This window comes from Rhizobium anhuiense, assembly GCF_003985145.1.
Lineage (GTDB): Bacteria > Pseudomonadota > Alphaproteobacteria > Rhizobiales > Rhizobiaceae > Rhizobium > Rhizobium anhuiense.
In genome coordinates this window covers 32,017-55,175 of the sequence record NZ_ML133529.1, presented here as the reverse complement: position 1 = coordinate 55,175, position 23,159 = coordinate 32,017, and the positions used below count along the sequence as shown (strand labels likewise).

Below are 23,159 nucleotides of genomic sequence, written 5' to 3'. Positions count from 1 at the left end.
TCGGGCGGCGGCGTTTACTTTCGTGCATCGATGGAAGGTCAGGATGCCAAGGCGTAGTGCCGATGCTCCGATGCCCGGCCGCTGCTCGTCCTGAAGCGCCGCAGCAATTCGGCAAGGCTTTCGGTTTCATGCGTCAGGCTCTGGGCGGCCGCCGTGGTCTCTTCAACCATCGCGGCGTTCTGCTGCGTCACCTTGTCCATCTGGTCGCCGGCGGCCGACACCTCGCGCAGGCTCGTCGCCTGCTCGCGGGCGGCAACGGCGATCTCGGCCACGGTCGCATTCATGGCGGTGACCTGCTCGACGATCTGTTCGAGCGACAGGCCGGATTCACCCACCAGCTGGACGCCTGTCTTGACCTGCGCCGAGGAAGTGGAGATCAACTGCTTGATCTCCCTTGCCGCGTTGGCGGAGCGCTGGGCGAGCTCGCGGACTTCCTGAGCGACGACGGCGAAGCCCTTGCCGGCCTCGCCGGCACGCGCCGCTTCCACGCCGGCGTTCAGCGCCAGCAGGTTGGTCTGGAAGGCGATCTCATCGATGACGCTGATGATGTTGCCGATCTTCGACGATGAATTTTGAATTTCCGTCATCGCGTCGATGGCGCGGGCAACGATCTCGCCGCCCTTTTCGGCATTGGTGCGGGCGGTTGCTACGACACCCTGGGCGCGGCTTGCGCCCTCCGCCGTTCCGTTGACGCCACGGGTCACGTCACCCAGCGCCGCCACCGTTTCTTCCAGGGACGCTGCCTGCTGCTCGGTGCGGCGGGCGAGATCGTTGGACGCCGTGGAGATTTCCGCAAGGCCGGACCGAATGGTGGCGACCGCGCGAATGACGGAATCCACCGCCTCTTCGAGGCTCGCAACCGAGTTGTTGAAATGATCCCGGATCCTGACGTAGCGATGATCGACTTCGCCGACGCGGACGGTGAGATCGCCCTTCGACAATGCGTCCAGCCCGACGGAGATCTGGCGGAAGGCATGTTCCATCACCTGCGCGTCGGAGAGCCGCTCGGCCTCCTGACGGAGCCGTTCCTCTTCGGCAGCGAGGCGCGCGCGTTCGGCATTGGCCTCGGCGATCAGCTTGGCGCGGCCTGTCTCCTGGAAGACCTTCAGCGACCGGGCCATGGCGCCCAATTCGTGGCGATGCTCGACGCCGGTGATGACGATCCCTTCCTCGCCGCGGGCAAGCTGTTCCATCGACTGGGCCATGTTGCGCACCGCCGAGGAAATCAGCCGGCCGACGAAATAGGAAAGCACCAGGCCGATGACGATCAGGAGACCGCTGATAACCAGCGTCGTGCTGGTCGCGGAGGCAACCGTTGCGTCGACCGAACCGTCGAGGTTCTTCTGCGCGCCGGTCACTGCCGCCTGCAGATTCTTGAACTCGCCTGATATCTTCGGCGCCAGCACGTTCAGCTGCGTCTGGCGGATATTGCCGGCAGCCTGCAGCACCTCCTTCATGTCGCCGAGACGGGCGGTGTAGTTCTGCATGAGCTGGCCGGCGCCCATCAGGCGCTTCTTCTGCAGCTCGTTCTTTGCGGCCTTGGCGGCGGCATCGTTGAGCGCCACGGCTTCGGCGAGTGCTGCCTGCGCCGTATCATAGGCGGCGAAATCATCGGAATGCACGAAGCGTTCGGAGAAATAGAGGCTGCGGTTCAGGGCCTCCAGCGTCGCCGCCGTCATCTGCAGCAGGGCCACGTCGTTCTGGCGCCAGGCGCTGCGCACGACGTCGTTGAGCGCGATGCTGGTCCAGGGGCCGAATTCGGTGACCTTGGAGATCAGCATGTCGCGTCGGGCCTGGAGGGAAACAATCTGTTCGAAAGCCTTGCCATAGGCGGTGATCTCCTGACGGATCGCCGCAAGGCCGGACTGCAGCTCCTTGTTGCCGGCAAAACGCGGATCATCCGCCTCGAAGGCCTTCACGCCGGCGCGAAAGCTGTCGACCACGGCTTGTGTCGGCGTCGAGCGGAACGCTTCGGCCGACATCTGAATTTCGTTCAACTGCTCGCTGTAGTCCGAGATGGCGAGACTTTGACCGGCCGTGACGCGATAGGATGCGAAGATCGCGGCGAGGCCGTTCATGCCCGAGATGGCGCTGACCGTCAGCAGGCTCATCAACAGGATCAGCGGCACGAAGCCGGAGGTGATCTGCGCGCGAATGCCGAATTTATTCCAGAAATGCAACATGATAGTCCTCTTATGCTTACTGGCTCTTCGGCAGATAGGCGGCAATGTTTTCAGGTGTGACGAGTTCGAAGGGAACGTTGTTTTCGCGCGGCACCTTCTCTTTGTTGATCAGCTTCACGGCGGCGTCGACAGCGGCAGCGCCCTGCCCGACGGCGCTCTGGAGAATGGTGACGTCGAGATCGCCGGCCACCATCGCGGCGAGCGCGTCGTCGGTCGCGTCGACGCCGCCGACGACGACGTCCTTCATCGGGATATTGGCCCTCTTCATGGCGCGGATCGCACCAAGCGCCATCTCGTCATTATTGGCGATAACCGCATCGAACTTGACGCCGGCCGCCAGCCATTCCTGCATCTGCTGATCGGCATAATCGCGTGACCAATAGGCCGCCTGCCGCTCGACGATCTCGAGGCCTTTGCATTCCGGCGTCGCAATGACATCGGTGATGTCCTGGGTGCGGGTGCGGGCAGCCACATGGAAGACCTCCCCCATCAGCACGACGACGCGGCCCTTGCCCTTGAGGAGAGAGCATACCTGCTTCGTCTCGAGCGTACCGGAGTCTTTCTCATCGGAGGCGACGACGACCTGATTGTCCGGCAAGTCCAAAAGATTGGAGGGCGTCGTGTTGATGTAGATCAGCGGAATGCCGGCATCCGCTGCGATCTTGGTCATTTGCGGCCCGAGATCGCCATCAGACAGCATCATGATAATGGCATCGACCTTGTCGGCGACGAACTGCTGAACCTGCTTCTTCTGCAGTTCGTTGTCGCCCTTGGCATTCGCGGTGACGAGCTTGAGGCCTGATATCGTCTTCCCGTGCGAGACGACGCCGTTCAGAAGCATCTCTCTGAATTTGTCGAGATTGGTCATCGAAACCGCGATCGTCTGCGCATTGGCAACAGAGACCGATATCGCCAGAGCGATGGATGCAAGCGTGGCCGTTTTCATGAATTCCCCTGCGCAATTCGGATACAACTGCGTTATTTCAAATTTTGGTTAAATTTTACTTTTCGACCGGAAACAAACGTTAAGCAGGGGATATGATCTTGCAACGCGAGCAGCGCGTTCTTCGGCGGCAATCGGCCGGACTTCAAGGACATCGCATCGAACTTGACGCAATGCGCTTAAGTCCTTGTACTTATAGACATCAGCGCCCGCCGAAGCCGGAGCCGACGCTGATGCCTTTGTAGATCACCCTCTGCAGCACGATGGCGAGCACGACGCCCGGCAGCATGGAGATCGTCGCACCCGCCATGATGTAGTTCCAGGCGGTGCCCTGCTGCGTCTGAAACAGGGTGAGGCCGAGTGGCAGCGTGGCTTTTTCGAGGCCGCTGGTAGCGATCAGCGGCCAGAGAAAACTCTTCCACTGCGCGATGAAGGTGAAGAGCGCCAGGAGACCGATGGCCGGCATGGCAAGCGGAACGATGATCCTGACCAGGATGCGCAGGCGCGAGGCCCCGTCCATCATCGCCGCCTCGTCGAGATCCTTGGGAATGCCGAGGATGAACTGGCGCAGTAGGAAGGTGCCGAAGGACGAGAAGGCGACCGGCAGGATCATGCCGTGATAGGTGTTGATCCAGCCGAGCTTGCTGACGAGAAGGAAGAGCGGGATGACCAGCATCACCTGGGGGATCATCAGCGTGCTGAGAAAGGTCAGCAGCAGTCCTTCGCGGCCCGGAAACCGCAGCCGTGCGAACGCATAGGCGGAAAGGCAGGATACCGCGATCACGATCGCGGTGACGCCGCAGGCGACGATGAAGGAATTCAACAGGAACGTGCCGAACGGCAGCGACACCAGGGCCTCGACGAAGGTGCCCCAATGATATTCCTCGGGGAGAATGCGGACCGGCACGGCCATGACCTCGGCATTCGAGCGCACCGCGTTCGACACCATCCAGAAGAAGGGAAAGAGGAACAGCAGCGCAACCAGCGAAAGCCCCGCATAGCTCAAGACGGTGCCGATCCCACGCAAGATGCGGCGGCGATCCGCAGAGACGGAATGTGGGTGCCGTGAGCTCGGATCAATCGTCATAATGCACCCATTTGCGCTGCATGTGGAACTGCAGGATGGTGAGCGCCATGATCATGACGAACATCACCCAGGCAAGAGCTGAGGCATAGCCCATCTGGAAATTGGCGAAGCCCTTCTGGTAGATGGCGAAGCCGAGTGTCGACGTCGCCGAGCCGGGGCCGCCGCGCGTCATCGCAAAGATCTCGTCGAAGACCTGCAGCGAGGTGATCGCCGTCATGACAGTGGCAAAGAAGATGGTCGGCGAGATGAGCGGCAGGCGAATGCGCCAGAAGCGTTGCCAGGCATTGGCTCCGTCGATCGTCGCCGCCTCGAGATAATGCTTCGGCACCAGATCGAGCGCAGCGTTGAACATCACGACGTTGTAGCCGACATTGGCCCAGAGCGTGACGATCACGACCGCCTGCATCGCCCAGCTCGAACTCAGCAGGAAATTCGGCAGGCCGAGGCCGAGCGAGCGGATGACGCTGTCGGCGAGCCCGTCCGGCGTGAAGATCAAGAGCCACACCACCGAGGCGGCAATGGTCGGGGTGAAGGTCGGCAGGAAGAAGATCACCCGAAAGATCGCCTTGCCGTGATTCAGGCTGGATATCCACACCGCCAGCGTCAGCGAGACGATGATATTCACGGCCAGATACTCGACGGCGAAGAACAGCGTGTTGTTCAATATCGTGTAGAAGGCCGGATCGACGGTGAACAGCTTGATATAATTCTGAAAGCCGACGAAGGACGGCGTCGAAAGCAGCTGCCAGTTGGTGAAGGAGAGCGCCAGCGACGCCAGGATCGGCAGGGCCATGAAGATCATGAAGCCGAGGAAACTCGGCAGCAGGAACAGCATGGCCGTCTGCGTCTCAGGCTTCAGAAAGCGCCGTGGCTGACCGGGCTGCAACGGAATTTCGGCGACGGCGCTTTGCGACATGTCTTCCTCCATGCGCGGCAATCCTGCCGCGCCATCCTATTGCTGCGCGAGGCTCTGGATCGACTCCATCGTCTGCTTGGCATCGGCGCTGCCGGCGAAAGCCGGTGGGAAATACTGGTTGAAGAGGTTTTCCACCGCCGCCCAATTGTTGGTGATCACATAGGGCACCGAATGCGCCAGGGAATAATCGAGCGCCTCGCCGCCATTGGTGATGTCCTTGGCCGCCACCTTATACCAGGAGGATTGCGAGGCCGTGCGCGCCGGCAGCGCGCGCCCCTGTTCGGCGAGATATTGCAGCGCCTCGGGACTGGTCAGCACCTGGATCGCCTTCCACGCCGCATCCTTGTTTTTGCTTGTCGTGGCAATGCCGAAACCGGAGCCCGCGGTCACGGCTGAAAGTTCGCCTTCGGCGCGCGGCAGAGTGGTGAGGCCGATCTTGAACTTCGCCTGGTCCTTCATGCCGATAATCGACCAGGGGCCATCGATATACATGGCGACGTTGCCCGAATTGAACCGGCCCTGGACGACCGTGCCGACATCGGCACTCGGCGGCACCAGCGGCGCGATCTTATCCTTGGCGGCAAAGCCGATCAGCCTGTCGGCAGCGGCAACAGCGCCAGGATTGGTCAGGTCGAGCTCTCCGGCGTCGTTGACGTATTTATCGCCCCAGGCCGAGGCCAGGACCGAATAGTTGACCGGGGTGATGCCGAAGCCGTACTTGCCGTCTTTCGTCAATTTCTTGGCGGCATCGGTAAACTCGGCCAGCGTCCAGCCCGGCTTCGGCAAGGGAATGCCGGCGGCTTCGAGCGCATCCTGGTTATAGTAGATGACCCACGGGCCGACATCATAGGGCAGACCGTAAAGCTGCTTGTCGACCGACATCCCGCCGATGATCGAGGGGGTAAAGGCTCCGACGTCGAACTTGTCGGCCGCTATTCGGTCATTTAGCGGCTCGAGCAGCGAATAGAAATTCGGCATGCGCAACGACTGCATGGAAACGATGTCGGCGAGCTGGCCCGACGCTGCCAACACCGGCAGCCGCGTCCAGTAATCGACCCAGCCCGTCGTCGTCAGCGTCACCTTGATATCGGGATATTTGGCCGTCACCATGTCGGCCAGGTGCTGCCAGCCCTTGGTGTCGGCTTCGGAGCCGGTCCACATCTGCCAGGTCAGGTTGACCTGTTCGGCCGATGCGGCTGTGGCAAAAAGACTGCTGCCGATTGCGGCAAGCAAAAGCGTTTTCTTCAGAACCTTCATGGGTTTCTCCTCCCTCCATGAACGCAAAGGACACGCGAGTGCGATCGAGCTCACGCCTTCAGGATGAGCTCGATCACCGGCACGGTAACGTCCGGGCGCCGGACCGGCAGTTCGAGTGTGATCATGCCTTCCGGCACCATCACGCCGATATTGGAATCCACATCCTTGGTGTGGCTCAGCCAGCGCACTTCGCTGGCGTCGTGCAGGAATTGCGCATAGGCGATCCTGTCGGCGAGGCCTTCGATGTGGATGTGGCGATAAGGCCAATTATAGACATGCAGGTAGAGGCGGTTGCCGCGCTGGGTATAGCGGCAGCCGGCCGGCACCGGATAGTCGGATGGCCCGGCCCCATAAATGGAGCGTGCGTTGACCTCAATCCAGTTCTGGTAGATTTCGAGCGCGCCGATGGCGCGCGCATCGAGCGTGCCGCGGCCGGTCGGGCCGACATTCATCAGGAGGTTGCCGCCGAGCGCGACGGAATCGATGAGCAATTGGATGATCTGTTCCGGGCTTTTCCAGCTATCCTCGTCGCGGTGATAGCCCCAGGAGCCGCTGAAGGTGTGGCAGGCTTCCCAGAGCACCCCCCGGCTGGCGATAGCGGGCGCCACGCGCGGCGTATATTGCTCCGGCGTCGTCACGTCGGGCAGATTGCCGGGCGGCAGATCGAGGCGGTTGTTGACGATGATGCCGGGCTGCAATTCACGCGCCAGTGCGAGCAGGCGCTCGCTCTCCCAATCGGCACGCCCCTTGCCGGGCAGGCCGCGATATTCGCGCTGGGGATAGCTGAAATCAAACCAGATGATGTCGATGCGGCCGAAACCGGTCAGAAGTTCACGCACCTGTTCGCGCATATAGGCGGCATAGTTGGCCATATCGCGGCCAGCATTGAGCGCCTCGGCCTGCGGATGGTTGCGCAAGGGATGGTGGACGTCGATCGGAAAATCGGGATGGTGCCAGTCGAGCAGCGAATAATAGAAGCCGATCTTCAGTCCTTCGGCGCGAAAGGCTTCGACCAGCGGCGTCAGCAAATCTTTGCCGCAGGGCGTGTTCGTCGCCTTGTAATCCGTCACCTTGCTGTCCCAGAGGCAGAAACCCTCGTGATGCTTGGTCGTCACCACGACATATTTCATGCCGGCAAGACGTGCCCGGCGGGCCCATTCCTTGGGGTCGTAGAGATCAGGATCGAAATTATCGAAATAGCGCTGGTAGTGGTCGTCGGTCAGCTCTTCGCGGTTCTTCAACCATTCATGCCGGGCTCCCAAGGCATAGAGGCCCCAATGGATGAACATGCCAAGGCGGTCGTGGCTGAACCAGGCGTGCTTGCCCGCTCCTTCCGATGCCGGATTTTCCGACAGGCGTTCCGAATTCGTCACAGGTTTCTCCTCCCTGCTTTCCGGCTCAACATCATATCGAACCGGTTCGGTGAGTAACAATCTTACTTGATCCAGCGCCTGTCAAGCCAAATTCGCGGTCGCAGTTTTAGAAATGCAAGCCCTACGGAATAACCAGTTTGAGGCATGGATGTTGCGCCGATCAATAAAATCGGACATAACAATGCATTAGAACCGGTTCGACAGACATGACCACGATACGAGACGTAGCGCGCATTGCGGGGGTTTCCATCTCGACCGTCTCGCTCGCGCTCAACAGCCCGAAGCGGGTCGGCGCCGAGACGCTCGACCGCATCCAGCAGGCGATAAATTCGACGGGCTACCGCATCGACCCGGTGGCCCAGACGCTGGCGCGCGGACGCAGTTCGCTGATCGGTTTCGTTTCGGCCAATCTCGGCAACATGTTCTTCGGCGACATCCGCCGCGAGATCGAGCACCAGGCGCTCGATCACGGCTATTTCGTCCTGATCGCCGACTCCTCCGGCAGGGCCGACCTCGAGCGGGCACTGCTGGAGCGGCTGGAGGCGCAGAAGATCGCCGGCATTGCGCTAGCGGCAAACGGGCGCGGCGAGGAATACGCCACGTTCCTGCGCGACTTCAAGACGCCGATCGTGATGTTCGACCAGAAGGTGGAGGGTGCAGAGCGCGATTTCGTCGGCTCCGACAATCCGCTGACCACCACCATCCTGACGGAACATCTGCTGCAACTCGGCCACCGGCGTATCGGCTTCATCTCCGGGCCTTCCGGTCTGCACACCGCCGACGAGCGCCTGAAAGGCTTTCTGAACACGATGACCGGCGCCGGTGTGGAGATCGATCCTTCGCTGGTGGTCGAGGGCGGCTACACCAGGACCGGCGGCCATGCGCAGGCGATGCGGCTGCTGACCCGCCGCGACCGGCCGACCGCCATCATCGGCGCCAACAACATGACGGGCCTGGCCGCACTGCAGGTGATGCAGGAGATGGGTTTCCGCTGCCCTGACGACGTGTCGCTGGCGATGGTCGACGACGTGCCATGGAGCAATGTCATCACGCCGCGCATCACCATGGTGGTGCAGGATGCGCAGAAGCTCGGGGAATTGGCGGCACAACGTCTGCTGACAAGAATAGCAAGCCCGGAGGGCGCCGCCGCGCCGCCTGAGGATTTCATCCTGACGCCGAGATTCGTGCGCGGGGAATCGACCAGGCGGCTGTGAGGGCTTCTACCGATCTTCCCGCGTATGCCAAAGCCGCAATACATAGATTGTCGACTGCTGGATTTCGTAGCGGAGCTCGTAACGGCCGACGAGAATGCGGCGAACCTCTCGAGGATCAAACTCCTCGAGTCGCTCGCCGAGACGTGGCTGCTCAAGCAGCCGCGCAGGGGCTGCCGTCAGCGCCTGTACGGTTCGGGCCGCAGCCCGCCGGTCGACCGGAGAGAGAAAGTCGTATAAGCGGGTAACATCCGAAACCGCTTTGTTCGTCCATTTGACTTCCATCACCGGGGCAACGAAATCGGCTCGTCACTGTCAAGACTATCAGCCCAGGCCTGAACAGCCTGGTGATCGACAACGTTTCCACTATCCACGTCGGCCAACGCCTCAAGCGTCAAACGCCGACGCTCCTCTTCCTGGTCGATCCATGCAGTCAGTGCCTGCTTGACGATCCAGCCGCGCGAGCGTTCGAGCCGCGATGCAAGTTGATCGACCTTCTGCGCAAGCGGCAGTGGAACATGGGCAGTCAGAACTTTGGTCTCCATCGAAAACTCCTTGTCAATCACTTATAATCATAGCGATTAATTCTGATTATATCCAGTCACCTATATCTCAGAAAAGCTCGAAACATGTCGGCGGACTGACGGAATGCCGAGAGTTTGCGCTAAAACACAGCGGCTGATCTCCAAGTAAAAACCGCCAAGGAACAAGCCCGACTGCCGCGACCATTGAAAGAGCGCGAAATTTGTCATACATGTGTGATGAATCATGAGTTTCGCAGTGCCGCGCGTTTGGACGGCATTCGGATCAAGCCGATGCGGGGGCAGGCGTGGCTATGCAGATGAAGGATCGCAGCAAAGGCTCCGGGTCGCTGGTCTCACAGGTCGGCGAAAGCCTTCGGCAAGCCATATTGAGCGGCCAGTATTCTGCCGGCGACAAGCTTCCGAGCGAGCATGAACTGACCGAAACGCATAGCGTCAGCCGGACCGTCGTGCGCGAGGCGGTGGCTGCGCTTCGCTCCGACGGGCTTGTCGAGGTGCGCCAGGGGGCAGGCATCTTCGTCCTCGGCGCCGATCCGGCTGTCTCCGCTGGGAAAGCCGACAAGGCCCGCGTTGTTTCCGATCTGGAAGTGCTCGAGATCAGAACGCCTGTCGAAATCGAAGCTGCCGGTCTTGCGGCCTTGCGCCGCTCGCCCGCGCAGGAGGAGGCGATTTTCGAATGCCACCGGAAAATTCTCAAGTGCATCGAGAGCGACCAATCCATTCGCGAGGCCGATCTCGAACTCCATGCCGCCATCGCCGAAGCCACGAACAATCCGCTATTCCGGCAGTTCCTGGAGTCCCAGGGCTCGGCGATCATCCCGCAGTCCAGGCTGGTCCCGGAAACAAGGACAGCCGAACAGACCGCCTACCGAAGGCTGATCCACAGAGAGCACGAGGCGATCGTCGTTGCCATTTCCGACAGGGACGATCAGGCCGCCCGAAATGCGATGCGCGAGCATCTGGTCGGCAGCCAGGCAAGGTACCGCAAGCTGCTGAAGGATCTGCGAAGCTTTACCAGCTGATAGTCGGTCGAGGAACTGTCTGAAAGCGCCCGTAGCGATTGGCGCGAATTGTCCGCTATTTGTCCGGCGCGCGCATTTTCCCGTGCCATCAAATTGCCGAATATGGCTTCATGATCAACCGCCATGGAGCAAAAAATGTCCGGCCATGATACTGTCCTTCTCGTTATCGACGCCCAAGAGTCTTTCAGACAACGCGATTACTGGGATGAAAACCTGGCATCCGCCTACATCGATCGTCAGCAGGCGTTGATCGACGGCGCGGAAGCCGACGGAATACCCGTCATCCAGATCTTCCATGTCGATGAAAACGCGCCGTTTTCGGAGGCATCCGGGTTCGTCAGGACACTCGCACCGCTCAGGATCGCGCCGAAGGCTACATTCAGGAAAAACCGCCATAGCGCCCTGGTCGGTTCGGGTCTCGACGTGTGGCTGACCGAGAACGGCGTCCGTCGTCTCCTCGTCTCCGGCATCCGCACCGAACAGTGCTGCGAGACCACCACCCGCCACGCCTCCGATCTCGGCTATCAAGTCGACTATGTCGGCGAAGCGACCCTGACCTTCCCGATGACCGACGCCACAGGGCGCACCTGGAGTGCGAGAGAAATCCGGGACCGGACCGAACTGGTCCTGTCAGGCCGTTTCGCTCGGATCGCGACCGTCGAACAGGCCCTGGCGGGGCGTGAAAAGCCACTCGCCGCATGACAGACGCCGCGCAGCCCTTCGATATTCCGGTCTTCGTCGTCGTGCCGCCGCGCGTGCTGCTGCTCGACGTGGCCGGTCCGATCGAAGTGCTGCGCAAGGCAAACCTCGAACAGCCCACAGTGCGCTTCACCGTCACCTATATCGGCCCGTCGGCGACGGTCGGCAGCTCGATCGGCCTTGCCGTTACGGGCGTCGCAGCATTGCCGGAATGCTTGCCCGATAGCGCGCTTGTCGTCATTGCCGGCAGCACCGACGTTCCGATGGAAAGCAGCCATCGGCGGGACGAACAGGAACGCGCCGACCAGGCTGCCATTGTCGCATGGCTGCAGCGCGCCATTCGTCCAGGAATTCGACTGGTCTCGATCTGCTCGGGCGCATTGCTCGCTGCCGAGGCCGGAATGCTCGACGGCCGCGAGTGCACCACCCATCACGGCTGCATGGAAGATCTGACCCGGCTCGCGCCGACGGCGCGCGTCCGGGACAACCGGCTCTATGTCGAGGATGGAGACCGCCTCACCAGCGCCGGCATCACCGCCGGCATAGACCTCATGTTGCATATCGTCGCCGAAGCGGCGGGACATGCCTGTGCGCTTGCGGTGGCGCGATACCTTGTCGTCTATCTCAGGCGCGGCGGCTCGGATCCGCAACTTTCGCCCTGGCTCGAAGGTCGCAACCATATCCACCCGGTCATTCATCGTGCGCAGGATGCAGTGGTCGCCGACCCCTCTCGGGACTGGTCGGTGGCATTGCTCGCCCGCCTCAGCGGCGCCAGCCCGCGCAACCTTTCACGGCTGTTCAACGAGCAGACGGGCATGAGCGTTACGGATTTCGTCAACCGTATGCGCGTGGCTCTTGCCCGCGAGATGCTCGCCGGTTCGCGACTGGACATGGAGGCCGTCGCCATGCGCGCCGGCTTCGGCTCGGCGCGGCAGCTGCGCCGAGCCTGGAATCGTCTGAATGATGGCCCGCCGAGCACGGCACGGTCGCGGCTGCAGCTGAAAGCTAGTTGAAAGCTTCGACGTCATAGGAAGGGGCAGCATCGTGGAGGAGACACGGGTCAAGGGTGGCGAGACGACGATGCGAGCAAACCACAGGAGGAGATTTCCATGCGTTCTTCACGCAGCCTTTTTCACACCGTCGCCTTTTCGACGCTTCTCGCCGCAGCATCTTTCGCTACGAGTGCCGCAAACGCAGCCGACAAGATCACCATCATGGTCGGCGGTTATGAGAAGCAGATCTATCTGCCCGCCAAACTTGCCGAATCGCTCGGTTATTTCAAGGACGAGGGTCTCGACGTCGAGCTCTTGAACGAAGCCGCCGGCGTCGATGCTGAAAACCAGCTTCTGGCCGGCGCCGTCCAGGGCGTGGTCGGCTTCTACGACCACTGTGTGGACCTGCAGGCCAAAGGCAAATTCGTCGAATCCATCGTCCAGTTCAGCCAGGCGCCGGGCGAAGTCGAGATGGTCTCGAGCAAACATCCCGACATCAAGTCGCCGGCCGACTTCAAGGGCAAGAGCCTCGGCGTCACCGGTCTCGGCTCGTCCACCAACTTCCTGACCCTCTTCATGGCCTCGAAGGCCGGCCTGAAGCCCGGCGACGTCGTGACGGTTCCAGTCGGCGCCGGCGGCACCTTCATCGCCGCCATGCAACAGGACCAGATCCAGGCCGGCATGACCACCGAGCCGACGATTTCGCGCATGGTCAAAACAGGCGAAGCGAGTGTGCTCGTCGACATGCGCACGGTCGAGTCGACCCGTCAGGCGCTCGGCGGCACCTATCCGGCCGCCTCGCTCTACATGGAGGCCTCCTGGGTCGACGCGCACAAGGAAGAGGCACAGAAGCTCGCCAACGCCTTCGTCAAGACGCTGCGCTATATCAACACGCATTCCGCCGCCGAGATCGCCGACAAGATGCCGAAGGACTTCTACGTCGGCGACAAGGACGGCTACATCAAGGCTCTCGACGAGGGCAAGGGCATGTTCACGCCCGATGGCGTCATGCCGGAAGACGGTCCGAAAACCGTGCTTGCCGTGCTCTCGGAGTTCTCCAAGAACGTCAAGGGCAAGCAGATCGACTTGTCCAAGACCTACACGACGGAATTCGTCAAGAACGTCAAGTAGGGCGTCACGCCGCTTCCGGCACCAACCGGAAGCGGCCAACCGATCGATCCATGGGCATTGCGTGCACGCGCCCAAAGGCACGCTTCAGGTATCATCATGCAACATGACAACAACCAGATTCCGGCGATCGAGCTGATCAATGTCAGCCGCCGCTTCGTCTCGCCGACCGGCAAGTCCCTTACCGCCTTGCGCGATTTCAACATGACCGTCGCCCGCGGAGAGTTTGTCGCCGTCGTCGGCCCCACCGGCTGCGGTAAATCGACGACCCTCAACCTCGTGACGGGTCTTGCACGCCCGAGCGCCGGCGAAGTCCGGCTGATGGGCGGCCCGATCACCGGCATCGACCCGCGTGTCGGCTTCGCATTCCAGACCGACGCGCTCTTTCCCTGGAAAAACGTCATCGACAACGTCATGGCCGGCCCGCTGTTTCGCGGCAAGTCGCGCACTGAAGCGGAAAAGAGCGCACGCGACTGGCTGGCCCGCGTCGGCCTTTCGAAGTTTGTCCATCACTATCCCCACCAGCTTTCCGGCGGCATGCGCAAGCGCGTCTCGCTGGCACAGACCTTCATCAACGAGCCGGAAATTCTGCTGATGGACGAGCCTTTCTCGGCCCTCGACGTCCAGACCCGCACCGTCATGCATGAAGAGCTGTTGAAGCTGTGGGCGGAGCGAAAGGCCTCGGTGGTGTTCGTGACCCATGATCTCGAAGAGGCTGTCGCGCTCGCCGACAAGGTCTATGTCCTGACCGCCGGCCCCGCGACGGTCAAGTCGGTCTATACGATCGATCTGCCGCGCCCGCGCGTCGTGTCGGAAATCCGCTACGAGCAGAGCTTCATCGACTATTGCAAGACGATCTGGGAAGACCTCCGCGAGGAGGTGGAGACCAGCTACCGGCGCGCGAGCGAAGCGGCCTGAGGGAGGATATCATGGCACACACCACTCTTGAGGCCGGTTCGGCCACCCTGTTTCGGCCGGGCACGTCGGACTCGGAAATCGAGGCGTCGGCGCTGAAGGCGATGCGCCGGCGCAACACCGCGGTGCGCTTCTGGCAGATTGCCATCCTGGTCTTCGTGATCGGCATGTGGGAGCTGTCTTCCAACATGCAGTGGATCGACCCGTTCTTCTATTCGAGCCCGAGCGGCGTCGTTGAGCGCCTCTACGAATGGGCGACCGAAGGCACCACGGAAGGTTCGCTCTGGTATAATCTATGGGTGACGATGGAGGAGGCCTTGATCGGCTTCTTCGCGGGCTCGATCACCGGCGTCTTCGTCGGCATCGGTCTTGGCCGCAACCGCTTCCTGTCGGACATCTTCTCCGTCTACATCAAGGCGATCAACTCGATCCCGCGCGTCGTTCTCGCCCCGATCTTCATCATGATCATGGGTCTCGGCCTGCCGTCCAAGGTTGCTCTCGCCTTCATCATGGTGTTCTTCGTGGTGTTTGCCAACGCCTTCCAGGGCGTGCGCGAGGCCGACCGCAACATGATCGCCAATGCGCGCATCCTTGGCGCCTCGGACTGGCAGGTCACCCGCACGGTGGTCATCCCCTCGGCGATGAGCTGGATCTTCGCAAGTCTGCACGTCTCCTTTGGTTTCGCGATCATCGGCGCAATCGTCGGCGAATTCGTCGGTGCCCGGTTCGGCATCGGCCAGCTGATTTCGATCGCCAAGGGTACGTTCGATGCCGCCGGCATGTTCGCGGCAATCCTCCTCGTCATGGTCGTCACGCTTTTCGCCGAATATATCATGACGCTGATCGAGAACCGCCTGGCGAAGTGGCGCCCGCAGCAGCATCTCGATACGCAGTGATCCAATCCGACCTCCTCCCAAGGCAGATCGAACAGGAGGCCGGGTGCATGCCCGGCCTTCTGTCATTTGATGCACTTGAGGTTTAAGCAAGCGGAAGCCGCACCGTCACGACCAGCCCACTGCCTTCCGCGTCATCGAGCGAGACTGAGCCTCCGGCGCCTTCGACAACCTCCCGCACGATCGCAAGCCCCAGACCGCTCCCCTCGGCTTCGGTCCCCATAATCCGGTAGAAGCGTTCGAAAACCTGCTCGCGCTCGCCGATCGGAATACCCGGTCCGTCGTCCTCGACGGTGACGACGGCGTTGCCGTTCGCCTGGCCGATCGCGACGGTCACCCGTCCATTGGCACAGGTATAGCGTATGGCGTTGTCTATGAGGTTGACCAGCATCTCGCGCAGCATCGTCCCATCGCCTTCGACGATGACCGGTCGGTCCGCTTCCAGTCCGAGATCGATGTTGCGCTTGAGCGCCTCTTCGGCATGCGCTTCCAGGATCTCGCGGGCAGCCTTGCTGAGATCGGTCGTATCGCTGCGCGGACGGCGGCTTCCGGGCTCGGCCCGTGACAAGGTGAGGAGCTGGCTGGCAAGACGCGAAATCTGCTTCGTGCTGGTGCGAAGGGCGAAAAGCGCCTCGTCGCGGCGAGCCGCATCGGCTTCGCGGGCTGCCACGCTCGCCTGCGTCGAAATCAGCGCGAGCGGCGTTCTGAGTTGATGCGCGGCATTCGATACGAAGCGTCGCTGTGCGGCCATCTGGTTCTGGACGCGCTCCATATGGTCGTTCAGGGCATGAACGAGCGGTCGCAGTTCGCTCTGCACCATCTCGGGCGGCAGCGGATCGAGACGGTTGCGCCCGCGCTGGCGCACGGCGTCCCGCAGTCTCAGAGCCGGCGCCAAGCCCCGCTGAAGCCCGAGGATGGTCACCAGGCTTGCGACGAAGACGAGCACGAACTGCTTCGAAAAATCCGAAAGCCATAGCTGCCTTCGCATCGCATACTGGCTGTTATGCGTCACGGCGACGGTGACGGAGATCGTGCCGTCATCGGGAAGGCCGACGACAGGATGGTCGAGCATCAGGACGCGCACATCGGCACCATGGAACGCACGATCCTCGCCCGCCCGCTGTACGGCTGGCAACGGCAGGTCGGGAAGACCGCTCACCAGACTGCCCCACACAGTGATGACCTGGTAAAATACCCGGTCGCCGAAGCCCGTATCGAACATCTCCAGCGCGGAAGGCGGCACGTCCACCTGAACATTGCCGCCCTCATCGACGCGGACGGCTTCAGCAATGACGCGGGCCGAGGCCAGAAGCGTTCGATCCGTCACCAGTTTTGCTGTCGCATCCGCCGTCCAGAAGCTGTCGTAAAGATTGAAACCGATCGCGCCGAAGAGAGTGAGCAGCACCCAGCAGAGCAGCTGTACCCTCAGGCTCTGGCTGAGCCGCGCGATCGTGGCGCCCAGCTTTGTGATGAGGCTACTGGACATGTCGGAGGAGATAACCGAGCCCGCGCAACGTCCCTATCTGAACCGAACTGCTCTCGAGCTTCTTTCGCAGCCTGTGGATGTAGATTTCGATAGCGCTCGGATCCGCCTCGTCGTCGAAACCGAACACACTTTCGGAAAGAGCGGCTTTCGAGATCGTGTTGCCGAGCTTCATGACAAGCTGTTCAAGAACGGCATATTCACGCGGCGTCAGCTGCAGCGGTTCGCCTGCGACGAAAAACTGCCGCGTTCCACCGGAGAAGCGCAGATTGCCGACGGTGATCTCGGAGGATGCCCGATCCTGACCGCGGCGAACCACCGCACGGATCCTCGCCTCGAGTTCGGCGATTTCGAAGGGCTTGGCGAGATAGTCGTCGGCACCGCTGTCGAGCCCCGCCACACGACCGTCCAGGCTCGCATTCGCAGTCAAGATGATGACCGGCAGCTTGTTTCCGGACTGCCGCAATCGTTTCAAGAGCGTCAAGCCATCAAGCTTGGGCAGCGCCAGGTCGAGGATCATCGCGGCATACTCCGCCACCTTGAGCATGTGCTCCGCATCCTCGCCATCGTGGGCAATATCGATAGCATATTGCGCCTGTCGCAGGGCTTTCCCCAGCCAGGCCGCCAGATCCTTGTTGTCCTCCACCACAAGCAGTCGCATCCGACCTCCTTAGCATGTGCAGAGTGCTTGGCGGAAGCGCATCCGTGGGGTCATAAGTTGAGAGGAAGAGCGGCCGGCTCTGGTTTATCTTCGGCCGCAACTGCGACGTCCCGATCGACGGCGCCCGGCACTTCCGTTCCCCAGATCTCGATCTGGGTCAGCGCCGGAAAGGGCGAGGCATCCTCGGCCTTGATCAGCCCATGCAATTCCACCCATTCGACGATACAGGGTTCTATGGAAAAGCTCTGAGCAACACCCGATTTCACCAAGGGAAAGCGGGAGGTCCTGCCGTTCGAGAAAGTGACGCTGGCCTCATTCCACCAAGAATCATGCGGGAAATCGGCCCGGAGATAGAAGACGATCTCGTCAATGCTGACCGGCCGGCCGAATTCCAGCTTCAGCGCCGCCTGCGGATCGCGATTGATGCCCCAGCTCGTATAGGGCCAGAAGCCGTGATCGTCGTTGGCCTTTTCGCCGTCGATCGCGTTGCGCGCGGCAAAGGCCGCTTCGCCCCGGGTCTCCACATTGGCGCGCGCATGCGGAAACAGCGCCCGGTTGGCATGATCGTCCCAGGGGTTCAGAGCGAGATTACGGCGTTGCACGATCTCGTCGGGGCGCGCGCTTCGCGCCGAAAGCCGGTGGAGATCACCCCGGAAGGCATTCGGCGAATAGGGCTTGCGCTTGTCGCCGAAGGGCACGGCGAGGGCATAGGCGCATTCCTTCATATAGACCAGGCCGGGTTGGATCGCGCCATCGAGGGCGAGGAAGACATGTCCAGGCTCGGAGACCTCCAAGACCACGCGATCGCCTTCGCGATAGCTCTGTCGATAGACCAGGAAGGTCTCGTCCCGCCCTGTGGAGCTTGCCAGCACCAGCCCATCGGCATCCACGATCTTCAGCGTCAATTCCATGCTCGCCTTCCTCATACGATCCGCAATCTCAGAACCCTGCCGGCGAACGGCACGCGCAGCCGGTAGATTTTCCCGGGCCAGGCCGATCTCAGCCGGGCGTCCTCCACGTCGATTTCGTCGATTTCGATCTCGCCACCGCCATCGACGAAGATGCTGCCGAGATCGGCGAGATCGATCCTGTCCGGGACGACGGTCGGCGCCAGGCACGTCATCAGCGACAGCACCGCCGGCTTGCCGCCGTCATAGCTGTCGACGATCTCGACATGGCGGCCGCGCAGCAGGGAAACGATGCGCCGGTAGCTGTGCAGCTCTGCTTCGGCGGGATAGGCGCCTGCTATATCGAGCGATATGCGCGCGCGCTCCTCGTCAAACCCGACCTCGACGTCTCGCGCGCCGAATGTGTCGCCGGCCGACTGCATGACGCCTGCGAATGTCGGCAGGTTGTGGAACGCCGATTGCATCGTCCAGATCTCGTAGCGCCGCGCCGAAAAGGTCTTTGCGGTATAGGTCTCGACACCGACATCGATCAGGAACGGGCGCCCATTCTTGTAGAGCGTCACGCTTCCGACATCGTTGTGATTGTGGCCCTCGCCATTGTTGCCGCCCTTGACGGCGAGCGAAAACTGCTCGTCGCGGGCGATGAACAGGCCAATGCCGGGATAAAACATATCGCGTCGGGACGCAGGATGCGGCGGGGCGGCATCGGGAAGCGTCGGGCCGATCAGCACTTCCTGCACGCGATACCAGAGGTTCCATTCTCCGGGCAGGTGCGAGCTTCCGGAGGCCGCCCTATCGGCCGCGGCGAACTCAGCCAGCACCTGCGAACCGACCGCCTGTCCGAACAGATATTCCCGCACACTGCAGGGTTCGACCACCGCGGAGGAATCGGCGAAGTTGAAATAATAGCGGCCGGCCACATGCATATGGGCGATATATTCAGCCATGCTGCGGATTTTCGGCTGTTGCCAGAGCTTGCCGAACAGGCCCGGCGCCACGCCATCCAGAATGGTCAGCGCGCCATGCAGGCAGAGTGCTGCGTGGCGATAGTAGAGCACGCCTTCCTCGCAGGCCCCGTCCTCGGCATAGTCCTTCAGGAAAGCATCGAGGCTGCCGAGCGCCTTTTCGACAACAGCACGGCGCGCCGGCTGGTCGGTTTTCAGCGAGAAGACCGTCAACAGGACATTCTGGCTTATCCAGGCCGTCCAGTTGTTCATTCGCTCCTCGCCGCGGCCCATCCACCAGAAATGCCGGCCGAGATAGGGCGAGACGATGCGGATCTGGATCTCGCGTTCCACCCGGGCGGTAATTTCGGGGCTGAAGCCGTCGAGCGCGTCGCCCAGCAAGGCGACGGCGGTGGCAAGCAGGGCCGCCGTTTCGGCGGCGAAGAGATCGACGACAGGCTGCGAATTGTCGGGAAGCGGCAGCCGCGCACCGCTTCGTTCATAGGCGTTGTGCGCCGGAAGCTGCCAGCCGCTCTCCTCGGCAATCAGGAAGATGCCGTCGACAATCCCAGGCAGGAACCGCGTCCTACCTTCGACGAGTTCGCCGAGCACCAGATTGTTGAGCATCCGGCGCCGCGCGAAATAAAGCTCCTCGAAGCGCGAGCGGTTGCCCGTTGCGGTGAACTCCCGGTAATCCGAGGCGGTGATGAGCGGAAAGGCGCGCGCAAGCGTCTCTTCGGCATCGCGAATGACCCGTTCCCGGACCGTCTGCGGCACGGAGTTCCATATGGCGCGATCTGAGCAAACCGACCCAGGCGTGAAATCGCCCAGCACATCCGGCAGCTCCCCTGAAATCTCGCTGAACATATCCCTCCCCGCACCGGAAAGCATTGATGAGCGTTTGGTCTGCATGCTCACCTATCATATGTATTTTGCGCTTTCTATTAAATTCGTATGACCTATTCAGAACTTGTTTGACCAGTATCGGAACTGTGCTATGTGGTTGCGAGAGGAAGAGGAGGCATCGGTGTCCATATCGAATTCGGCCATCGCTGGAGATGGCGCTCTGGCAACTTCCGGCAGGAAAGCCACCGTCTTGTCCAAGCGCCAGCGCAGGATACGCAGCGCGCTCGTCGCCTATTCCTTCATCGCGCCGAACTTCCTCGGCTTTGCCGTCTTCACGCTCGGCCCGATCCTGTTTGCCTTCGTGCTCGCCTTCATGCATTGGGACGGCTCGAATGCGATTACCTTCGCCGGCCTCGACAATTTCTGGCGACTTTTCGAGGACAAGGCCTTCATCGCGGCCTTCTGGAACACAGTCATCTATACGGTTGCCTCCGTGCCGGCGACGCTGCTCTGTGCGCTCGGCCTCGCCGTCCTCCTCAACCAGAAGATTGTCGGACGCGATTTCTTCCGCACGGCGATGTTCTTTCCCTATGTCGCCTCGCTGGTGGCCGTCGCGGTCGTCTGGAACATGATCTTCAATCCCGAAATGGGACCGGTGAACATGATCCTCTACACGCTGGGCCTCGATCCCAAGAACATGCCGGGATGGGCTGCCGATCGCCACTGGGCAATGGTGACGGTGATCCTGTTCGGCATCTGGAAGAACATGGGCTATTACATGGTCATCTATCTGGCCGGTCTGCAGGGCATCAATTCGGAGCTCTATGAGGCCGCCGATCTCGATGGCGCCAATTCCTGGCAGAAGTTCATCCATGTCACCGTGCCGCAGCTCGGACCGACGACTTTCTTCGTCACCGTCATGCTGACGATCCAGTCGTTCAAGGTCTTCGACCAGATCTACATGATCACTCAGGGCGGTCCCGGCACCTCGACCCTCGTCCTCGTCTACCACATCTACAACGAAGCCTTCATTTCCTGGGATCTCGGCTATTCCAGCATGGTTGCGCTCGTTCTGTTCTTCCTCGTGCTCGCCGTCACCGTCTTCCAGTTCCGGCGCCAGAGGGAGGACGAGGCATGAGGATCGCAGGACGCAGAGTCACCGCCAAAACGGTCCTCCTCTATGCCATCGTGATCACGGTCACGGTGGTCATGCTGATGCCCTTCGCCTGGATGCTCTCGGCATCCTTGAAGCTCAGCCGCGACGTCTTCGCCTTCCCCATCGAGTGGATACCGGCGGAGCCGCAATGGCAGAATTACGTGGATATCTGGACGAAGATCCCGCTCGCCCTCTTCATCTACAACACCTCGAAGCTGACGATCATCGTCACGCTGCTGCAGCTGCTGACCTCCAGCTTTGCCGCCTACGCCTTCGCCAAGCTGAATTTCCCCTACAAGAACACGCTGTTCCTCGGCTATATCGCCACCATCGCCATGCCTTGGCAGGTCTATATGGTGCCGCAATTCCTGCTGATGCGCGAATTCGGCCTCAACAACACCCATCTGGCGCTGATCTGCCTGCAGGCCTTTACCGCCTTCGGCGTCTTCCTGATGCGGCAGTTCTACATGTCGATCCCGACCGAGCTTTGCGAAGCGGCCCGCATCGATGGCATGAACGAGTACCAGATCTGGGCGCGCATCATGCTGCCGCTCTCCAAGCCGGCGCTCTCGACGCTGACGATCTTCACCTTCGTCACCACCTGGAACGATTTCCTCGGGCCGATGATCTATCTGACCAAGACCGAGCTGAAGACTGTCCAGATCGGCCTGCGCATGTTCATCTCGCAATATTCGGCCGAATACGGACTGATCATGGCGGCCTCCGTCGTCGCCCTCATTCCGGTCCTCATCGTCTTCCTCTCTCTCCAGCGCTTCTTCGTCGAGGGCATCGCCTCGACCGGACTGAAGGGTTAAATCCATGAACGCCGTTCCGTCCGTCGCCCCGCAACCGATCACCGACGAGGAAGCGAAAGCCGCGCTCGATCTTGCCGTCGCGCAGATCCGCCGCAACCTTCCTACTTTCACCTATGCTTCGCAGAACCATTCGAGTGTCGGGAATTTCTATCCGGCTGTGGCGAACACTCAATGGACCGCGGGCTTCTGGCCCGGCGAACTCTGGCTCGCCTTCGAGCATAGTGGCGATCCGGTCTTCCGACATGCGGCGCAGATCCAGGTCCAATCGTTCCTGCATCGGATCGTGAACCGCATCGAGACCGATCATCACGATATGGGCTTCCTCTATTCGCCGTCCTGCATCGCCGCCTGGAAGCTCGTCGGAGACGAGGATGGCCGCAGGGCCGCCTTGCTCGCCGCCGACCAGCTGATCGAGCGTTTCCAGCCCGTCGGCCAGTTCATCCAGGCATGGGGCCGCAAGGGGGTGGCGGAAGAATACCGCTATATCATCGACTGCCTGCTGAACCTGCCGCTTCTCTATTGGGCAAGCCGCGAGACCGGCGATCCGAAATACCGCGAGATCGCTCTCACCCACGCCCGCACCACGCTCGCCAATTCGGTTCGGCCGGATGATTCCACCTACCACACCTTCTACATGGACCCGGTCACCGGAGCGCCGGTGCGCGGCGCGACCAGGCAGGGCTACCGGGACGACAGCGCCTGGGCGCGCGGACAGGCCTGGGCAATCTCGGGGATGGCGCTCTCCTATCGCTATGAGCGGATCGAGGAATATCGCCAAACCTTCGACCGGCTGCTTGCCTTCTATCTCAACCGGCTGCCGGCCGACATGGTGCCCTATTGGGATCTCGTCTTTTCCGACGGCGACGGCGAGCCGCGCGACAGCTCGTCGGCCTCGATCGCCGCCTGCGGTCTTCTGGAGATGGCCGATCTCGTCGAACCGGAGCCGGCCGAGCGTTATCACATACTGGCGCGGCGCATGATGAAGAGCCTTGCCGATCACTATGCGGTCAAGGATCCCACCGTCTCGAACGGCCTGGTGCTGCACGCCACCTATTCGAAGAAATCGCCCTTCAACACCTGCCGCGGCGAGGGCGTCGATGAATGCGTCTCCTGGGGAGACTATTATTACATGGAAGCTTTGACGCGCCTTTCGCGCAGCTGGTCTTCCTATTGGTGAATTCAGGA

22 protein-coding genes are annotated in these 23,159 nt (G+C 61.4%); 10 read left to right on the top strand and 12 right to left on the bottom strand.

Features of this window, described 5'->3' with window-relative positions; genetic code table 11:
• Positions 1-38: 38 nt before the first annotated feature.
• The 6 genes from EEQ99_RS21470 to EEQ99_RS21440 form a co-directional block, all read right to left on the bottom strand.
• A complete protein-coding gene (locus EEQ99_RS21470; protein WP_029867885.1) occupies positions 39-2,183 on the bottom strand; it encodes a methyl-accepting chemotaxis protein in 2,145 nt (714 codons plus the stop codon).
• Between the two features lie 16 nt (positions 2,184-2,199).
• The gene (locus EEQ99_RS21465; protein ID WP_063473577.1) at positions 2,200-3,129 is read right to left on the bottom strand and encodes a substrate-binding domain-containing protein; all 930 of its coding nucleotides are present in this window, start codon (positions 3,127-3,129) and stop codon (positions 2,200-2,202) included.
• Positions 3,130-3,328: 199 nt separating this feature from the next.
• Entirely contained in the window at positions 3,329-4,213 is an 885-nt protein-coding gene (locus tag EEQ99_RS21455) for a carbohydrate ABC transporter permease (RefSeq protein WP_047618844.1), read from the bottom strand.
• Positions 4,203-5,129, bottom strand: a complete 927-nt coding sequence (locus EEQ99_RS21450; RefSeq protein ID WP_127431074.1) for a carbohydrate ABC transporter permease — start codon at positions 5,127-5,129, stop codon at positions 4,203-4,205. The genes EEQ99_RS21455 and EEQ99_RS21450 overlap by 11 nt, the downstream gene beginning before the upstream one ends.
• Before the next feature lie 36 nt (positions 5,130-5,165).
• On the bottom strand, positions 5,166-6,386 hold the full coding sequence (locus EEQ99_RS21445; RefSeq protein WP_127431073.1) for an ABC transporter substrate-binding protein: 1,221 nt from the start codon (positions 6,384-6,386) through the stop codon (positions 5,166-5,168).
• A 50-nt stretch (positions 6,387-6,436) separates the two neighbouring features.
• Positions 6,437-7,759, bottom strand: coding sequence for an alpha-L-fucosidase (locus EEQ99_RS21440; protein ID WP_127431072.1), 1,323 nt, complete (start codon positions 7,757-7,759; stop codon positions 6,437-6,439).
• A 206-nt stretch (positions 7,760-7,965) separates the two neighbouring features.
• Here EEQ99_RS21440 and EEQ99_RS21435 point away from each other — a divergent pair, with 206 nt between their 5' ends.
• The gene (locus tag EEQ99_RS21435; RefSeq protein ID WP_029733074.1) at positions 7,966-8,973 is read left to right on the top strand and encodes a LacI family DNA-binding transcriptional regulator; all 1,008 of its coding nucleotides are present in this window, start codon (positions 7,966-7,968) and stop codon (positions 8,971-8,973) included.
• Between the two features lie 6 nt (positions 8,974-8,979).
• Here EEQ99_RS21435 and EEQ99_RS21430 read toward each other — a convergent pair whose 3' ends face one another.
• A complete protein-coding gene (locus tag EEQ99_RS21430) occupies positions 8,980-9,255 on the bottom strand; it encodes a type II toxin-antitoxin system RelE/ParE family toxin (protein ID WP_082849646.1) in 276 nt (91 codons plus the stop codon).
• Entirely contained in the window at positions 9,255-9,515 is a 261-nt protein-coding gene (locus tag EEQ99_RS21425) for a CopG family ribbon-helix-helix protein (RefSeq protein WP_047618843.1), read from the bottom strand. The genes EEQ99_RS21430 and EEQ99_RS21425 overlap by 1 nt, the downstream gene beginning before the upstream one ends.
• Before the next feature lie 290 nt (positions 9,516-9,805).
• Here EEQ99_RS21425 and EEQ99_RS21420 point away from each other — a divergent pair, with 290 nt between their 5' ends.
• The 6 genes from EEQ99_RS21420 to EEQ99_RS21395 all read left to right on the top strand — a co-directional run bounded on the left by EEQ99_RS21420 (position 9,806) and on the right by EEQ99_RS21395 (position 15,164).
• Positions 9,806-10,534 carry a FadR/GntR family transcriptional regulator gene (locus tag EEQ99_RS21420; RefSeq protein ID WP_127431113.1) on the top strand — a complete coding sequence of 243 codons (729 nt, stop codon included), beginning with the start codon at positions 9,806-9,808 and terminating at the stop codon, positions 10,532-10,534.
• A gap of 123 nt (positions 10,535-10,657) precedes the next feature.
• A complete protein-coding gene (locus EEQ99_RS21415; protein WP_029733070.1) occupies positions 10,658-11,236 on the top strand; it encodes an isochorismatase family protein in 579 nt (192 codons plus the stop codon).
• Positions 11,233-12,246, top strand: coding sequence for a GlxA family transcriptional regulator (locus EEQ99_RS21410; RefSeq protein ID WP_127431071.1), 1,014 nt, complete (start codon positions 11,233-11,235; stop codon positions 12,244-12,246). Before EEQ99_RS21415 ends, EEQ99_RS21410 begins: the two co-directional genes overlap by 4 nt.
• 96 nt (positions 12,247-12,342) lie before the next feature.
• Complete coding sequence (locus EEQ99_RS21405) at positions 12,343-13,356, top strand: ABC transporter substrate-binding protein (RefSeq protein ID WP_029733068.1); 1,014 nt, start codon at positions 12,343-12,345, stop codon at positions 13,354-13,356.
• Between the two features lie 96 nt (positions 13,357-13,452).
• On the top strand, positions 13,453-14,271 hold the full coding sequence (locus tag EEQ99_RS21400; protein WP_029733067.1) for an ABC transporter ATP-binding protein: 819 nt from the start codon (positions 13,453-13,455) through the stop codon (positions 14,269-14,271).
• An 11-nt stretch (positions 14,272-14,282) separates the two neighbouring features.
• Positions 14,283-15,164, top strand: a complete 882-nt coding sequence (locus EEQ99_RS21395) for an ABC transporter permease (RefSeq protein ID WP_029733066.1) — start codon at positions 14,283-14,285, stop codon at positions 15,162-15,164.
• A gap of 82 nt (positions 15,165-15,246) precedes the next feature.
• On the opposite strand, the gene EEQ99_RS21390 is transcribed toward EEQ99_RS21395, so the two are convergent.
• Genes EEQ99_RS21390 through EEQ99_RS21375 form a run of 4 tightly spaced genes read right to left on the bottom strand, consistent with a single transcriptional unit; the run spans position 15,247 to position 20,024 of the window.
• A complete protein-coding gene (locus EEQ99_RS21390) occupies positions 15,247-16,647 on the bottom strand; it encodes a sensor histidine kinase (RefSeq protein ID WP_029733065.1) in 1,401 nt (466 codons plus the stop codon).
• Positions 16,637-17,305, bottom strand: a complete 669-nt coding sequence (locus EEQ99_RS21385) for a response regulator (protein ID WP_127431070.1) — start codon at positions 17,303-17,305, stop codon at positions 16,637-16,639. Before EEQ99_RS21385 ends, EEQ99_RS21390 begins: the two co-directional genes overlap by 11 nt.
• Positions 17,306-17,355: 50 nt before the next feature.
• A complete protein-coding gene (locus EEQ99_RS21380; protein WP_025554787.1) occupies positions 17,356-18,216 on the bottom strand; it encodes a hypothetical protein in 861 nt (286 codons plus the stop codon).
• An 11-nt stretch (positions 18,217-18,227) separates the two neighbouring features.
• Positions 18,228-20,024: a heparinase II/III domain-containing protein gene (locus tag EEQ99_RS21375; RefSeq protein ID WP_127431069.1), complete on the bottom strand. Its 1,797-nt coding sequence runs from the start codon at positions 20,022-20,024 to the stop codon at positions 18,228-18,230.
• A gap of 130 nt (positions 20,025-20,154) precedes the next feature.
• Here EEQ99_RS21375 and EEQ99_RS21370 point away from each other — a divergent pair, with 130 nt between their 5' ends.
• The 3 genes from EEQ99_RS21370 to EEQ99_RS21360 are packed head-to-tail and all read left to right on the top strand — an operon-like array spanning position 20,155 to position 23,151.
• Entirely contained in the window at positions 20,155-21,141 is a 987-nt protein-coding gene (locus EEQ99_RS21370; RefSeq protein WP_025554591.1) for a carbohydrate ABC transporter permease, read from the top strand.
• The gene (locus EEQ99_RS21365) at positions 21,138-21,974 is read left to right on the top strand and encodes a carbohydrate ABC transporter permease (RefSeq protein WP_025554593.1); all 837 of its coding nucleotides are present in this window, start codon (positions 21,138-21,140) and stop codon (positions 21,972-21,974) included. The genes EEQ99_RS21370 and EEQ99_RS21365 overlap by 4 nt, the downstream gene beginning before the upstream one ends.
• Before the next feature lie 4 nt (positions 21,975-21,978).
• Positions 21,979-23,151 (top strand): glycoside hydrolase family 88 protein, encoded by a 1,173-nt coding sequence (locus EEQ99_RS21360; protein WP_127431068.1) that lies wholly within the window; start codon positions 21,979-21,981, stop codon positions 23,149-23,151.
• Positions 23,152-23,159 lie beyond the last annotated feature (8 nt).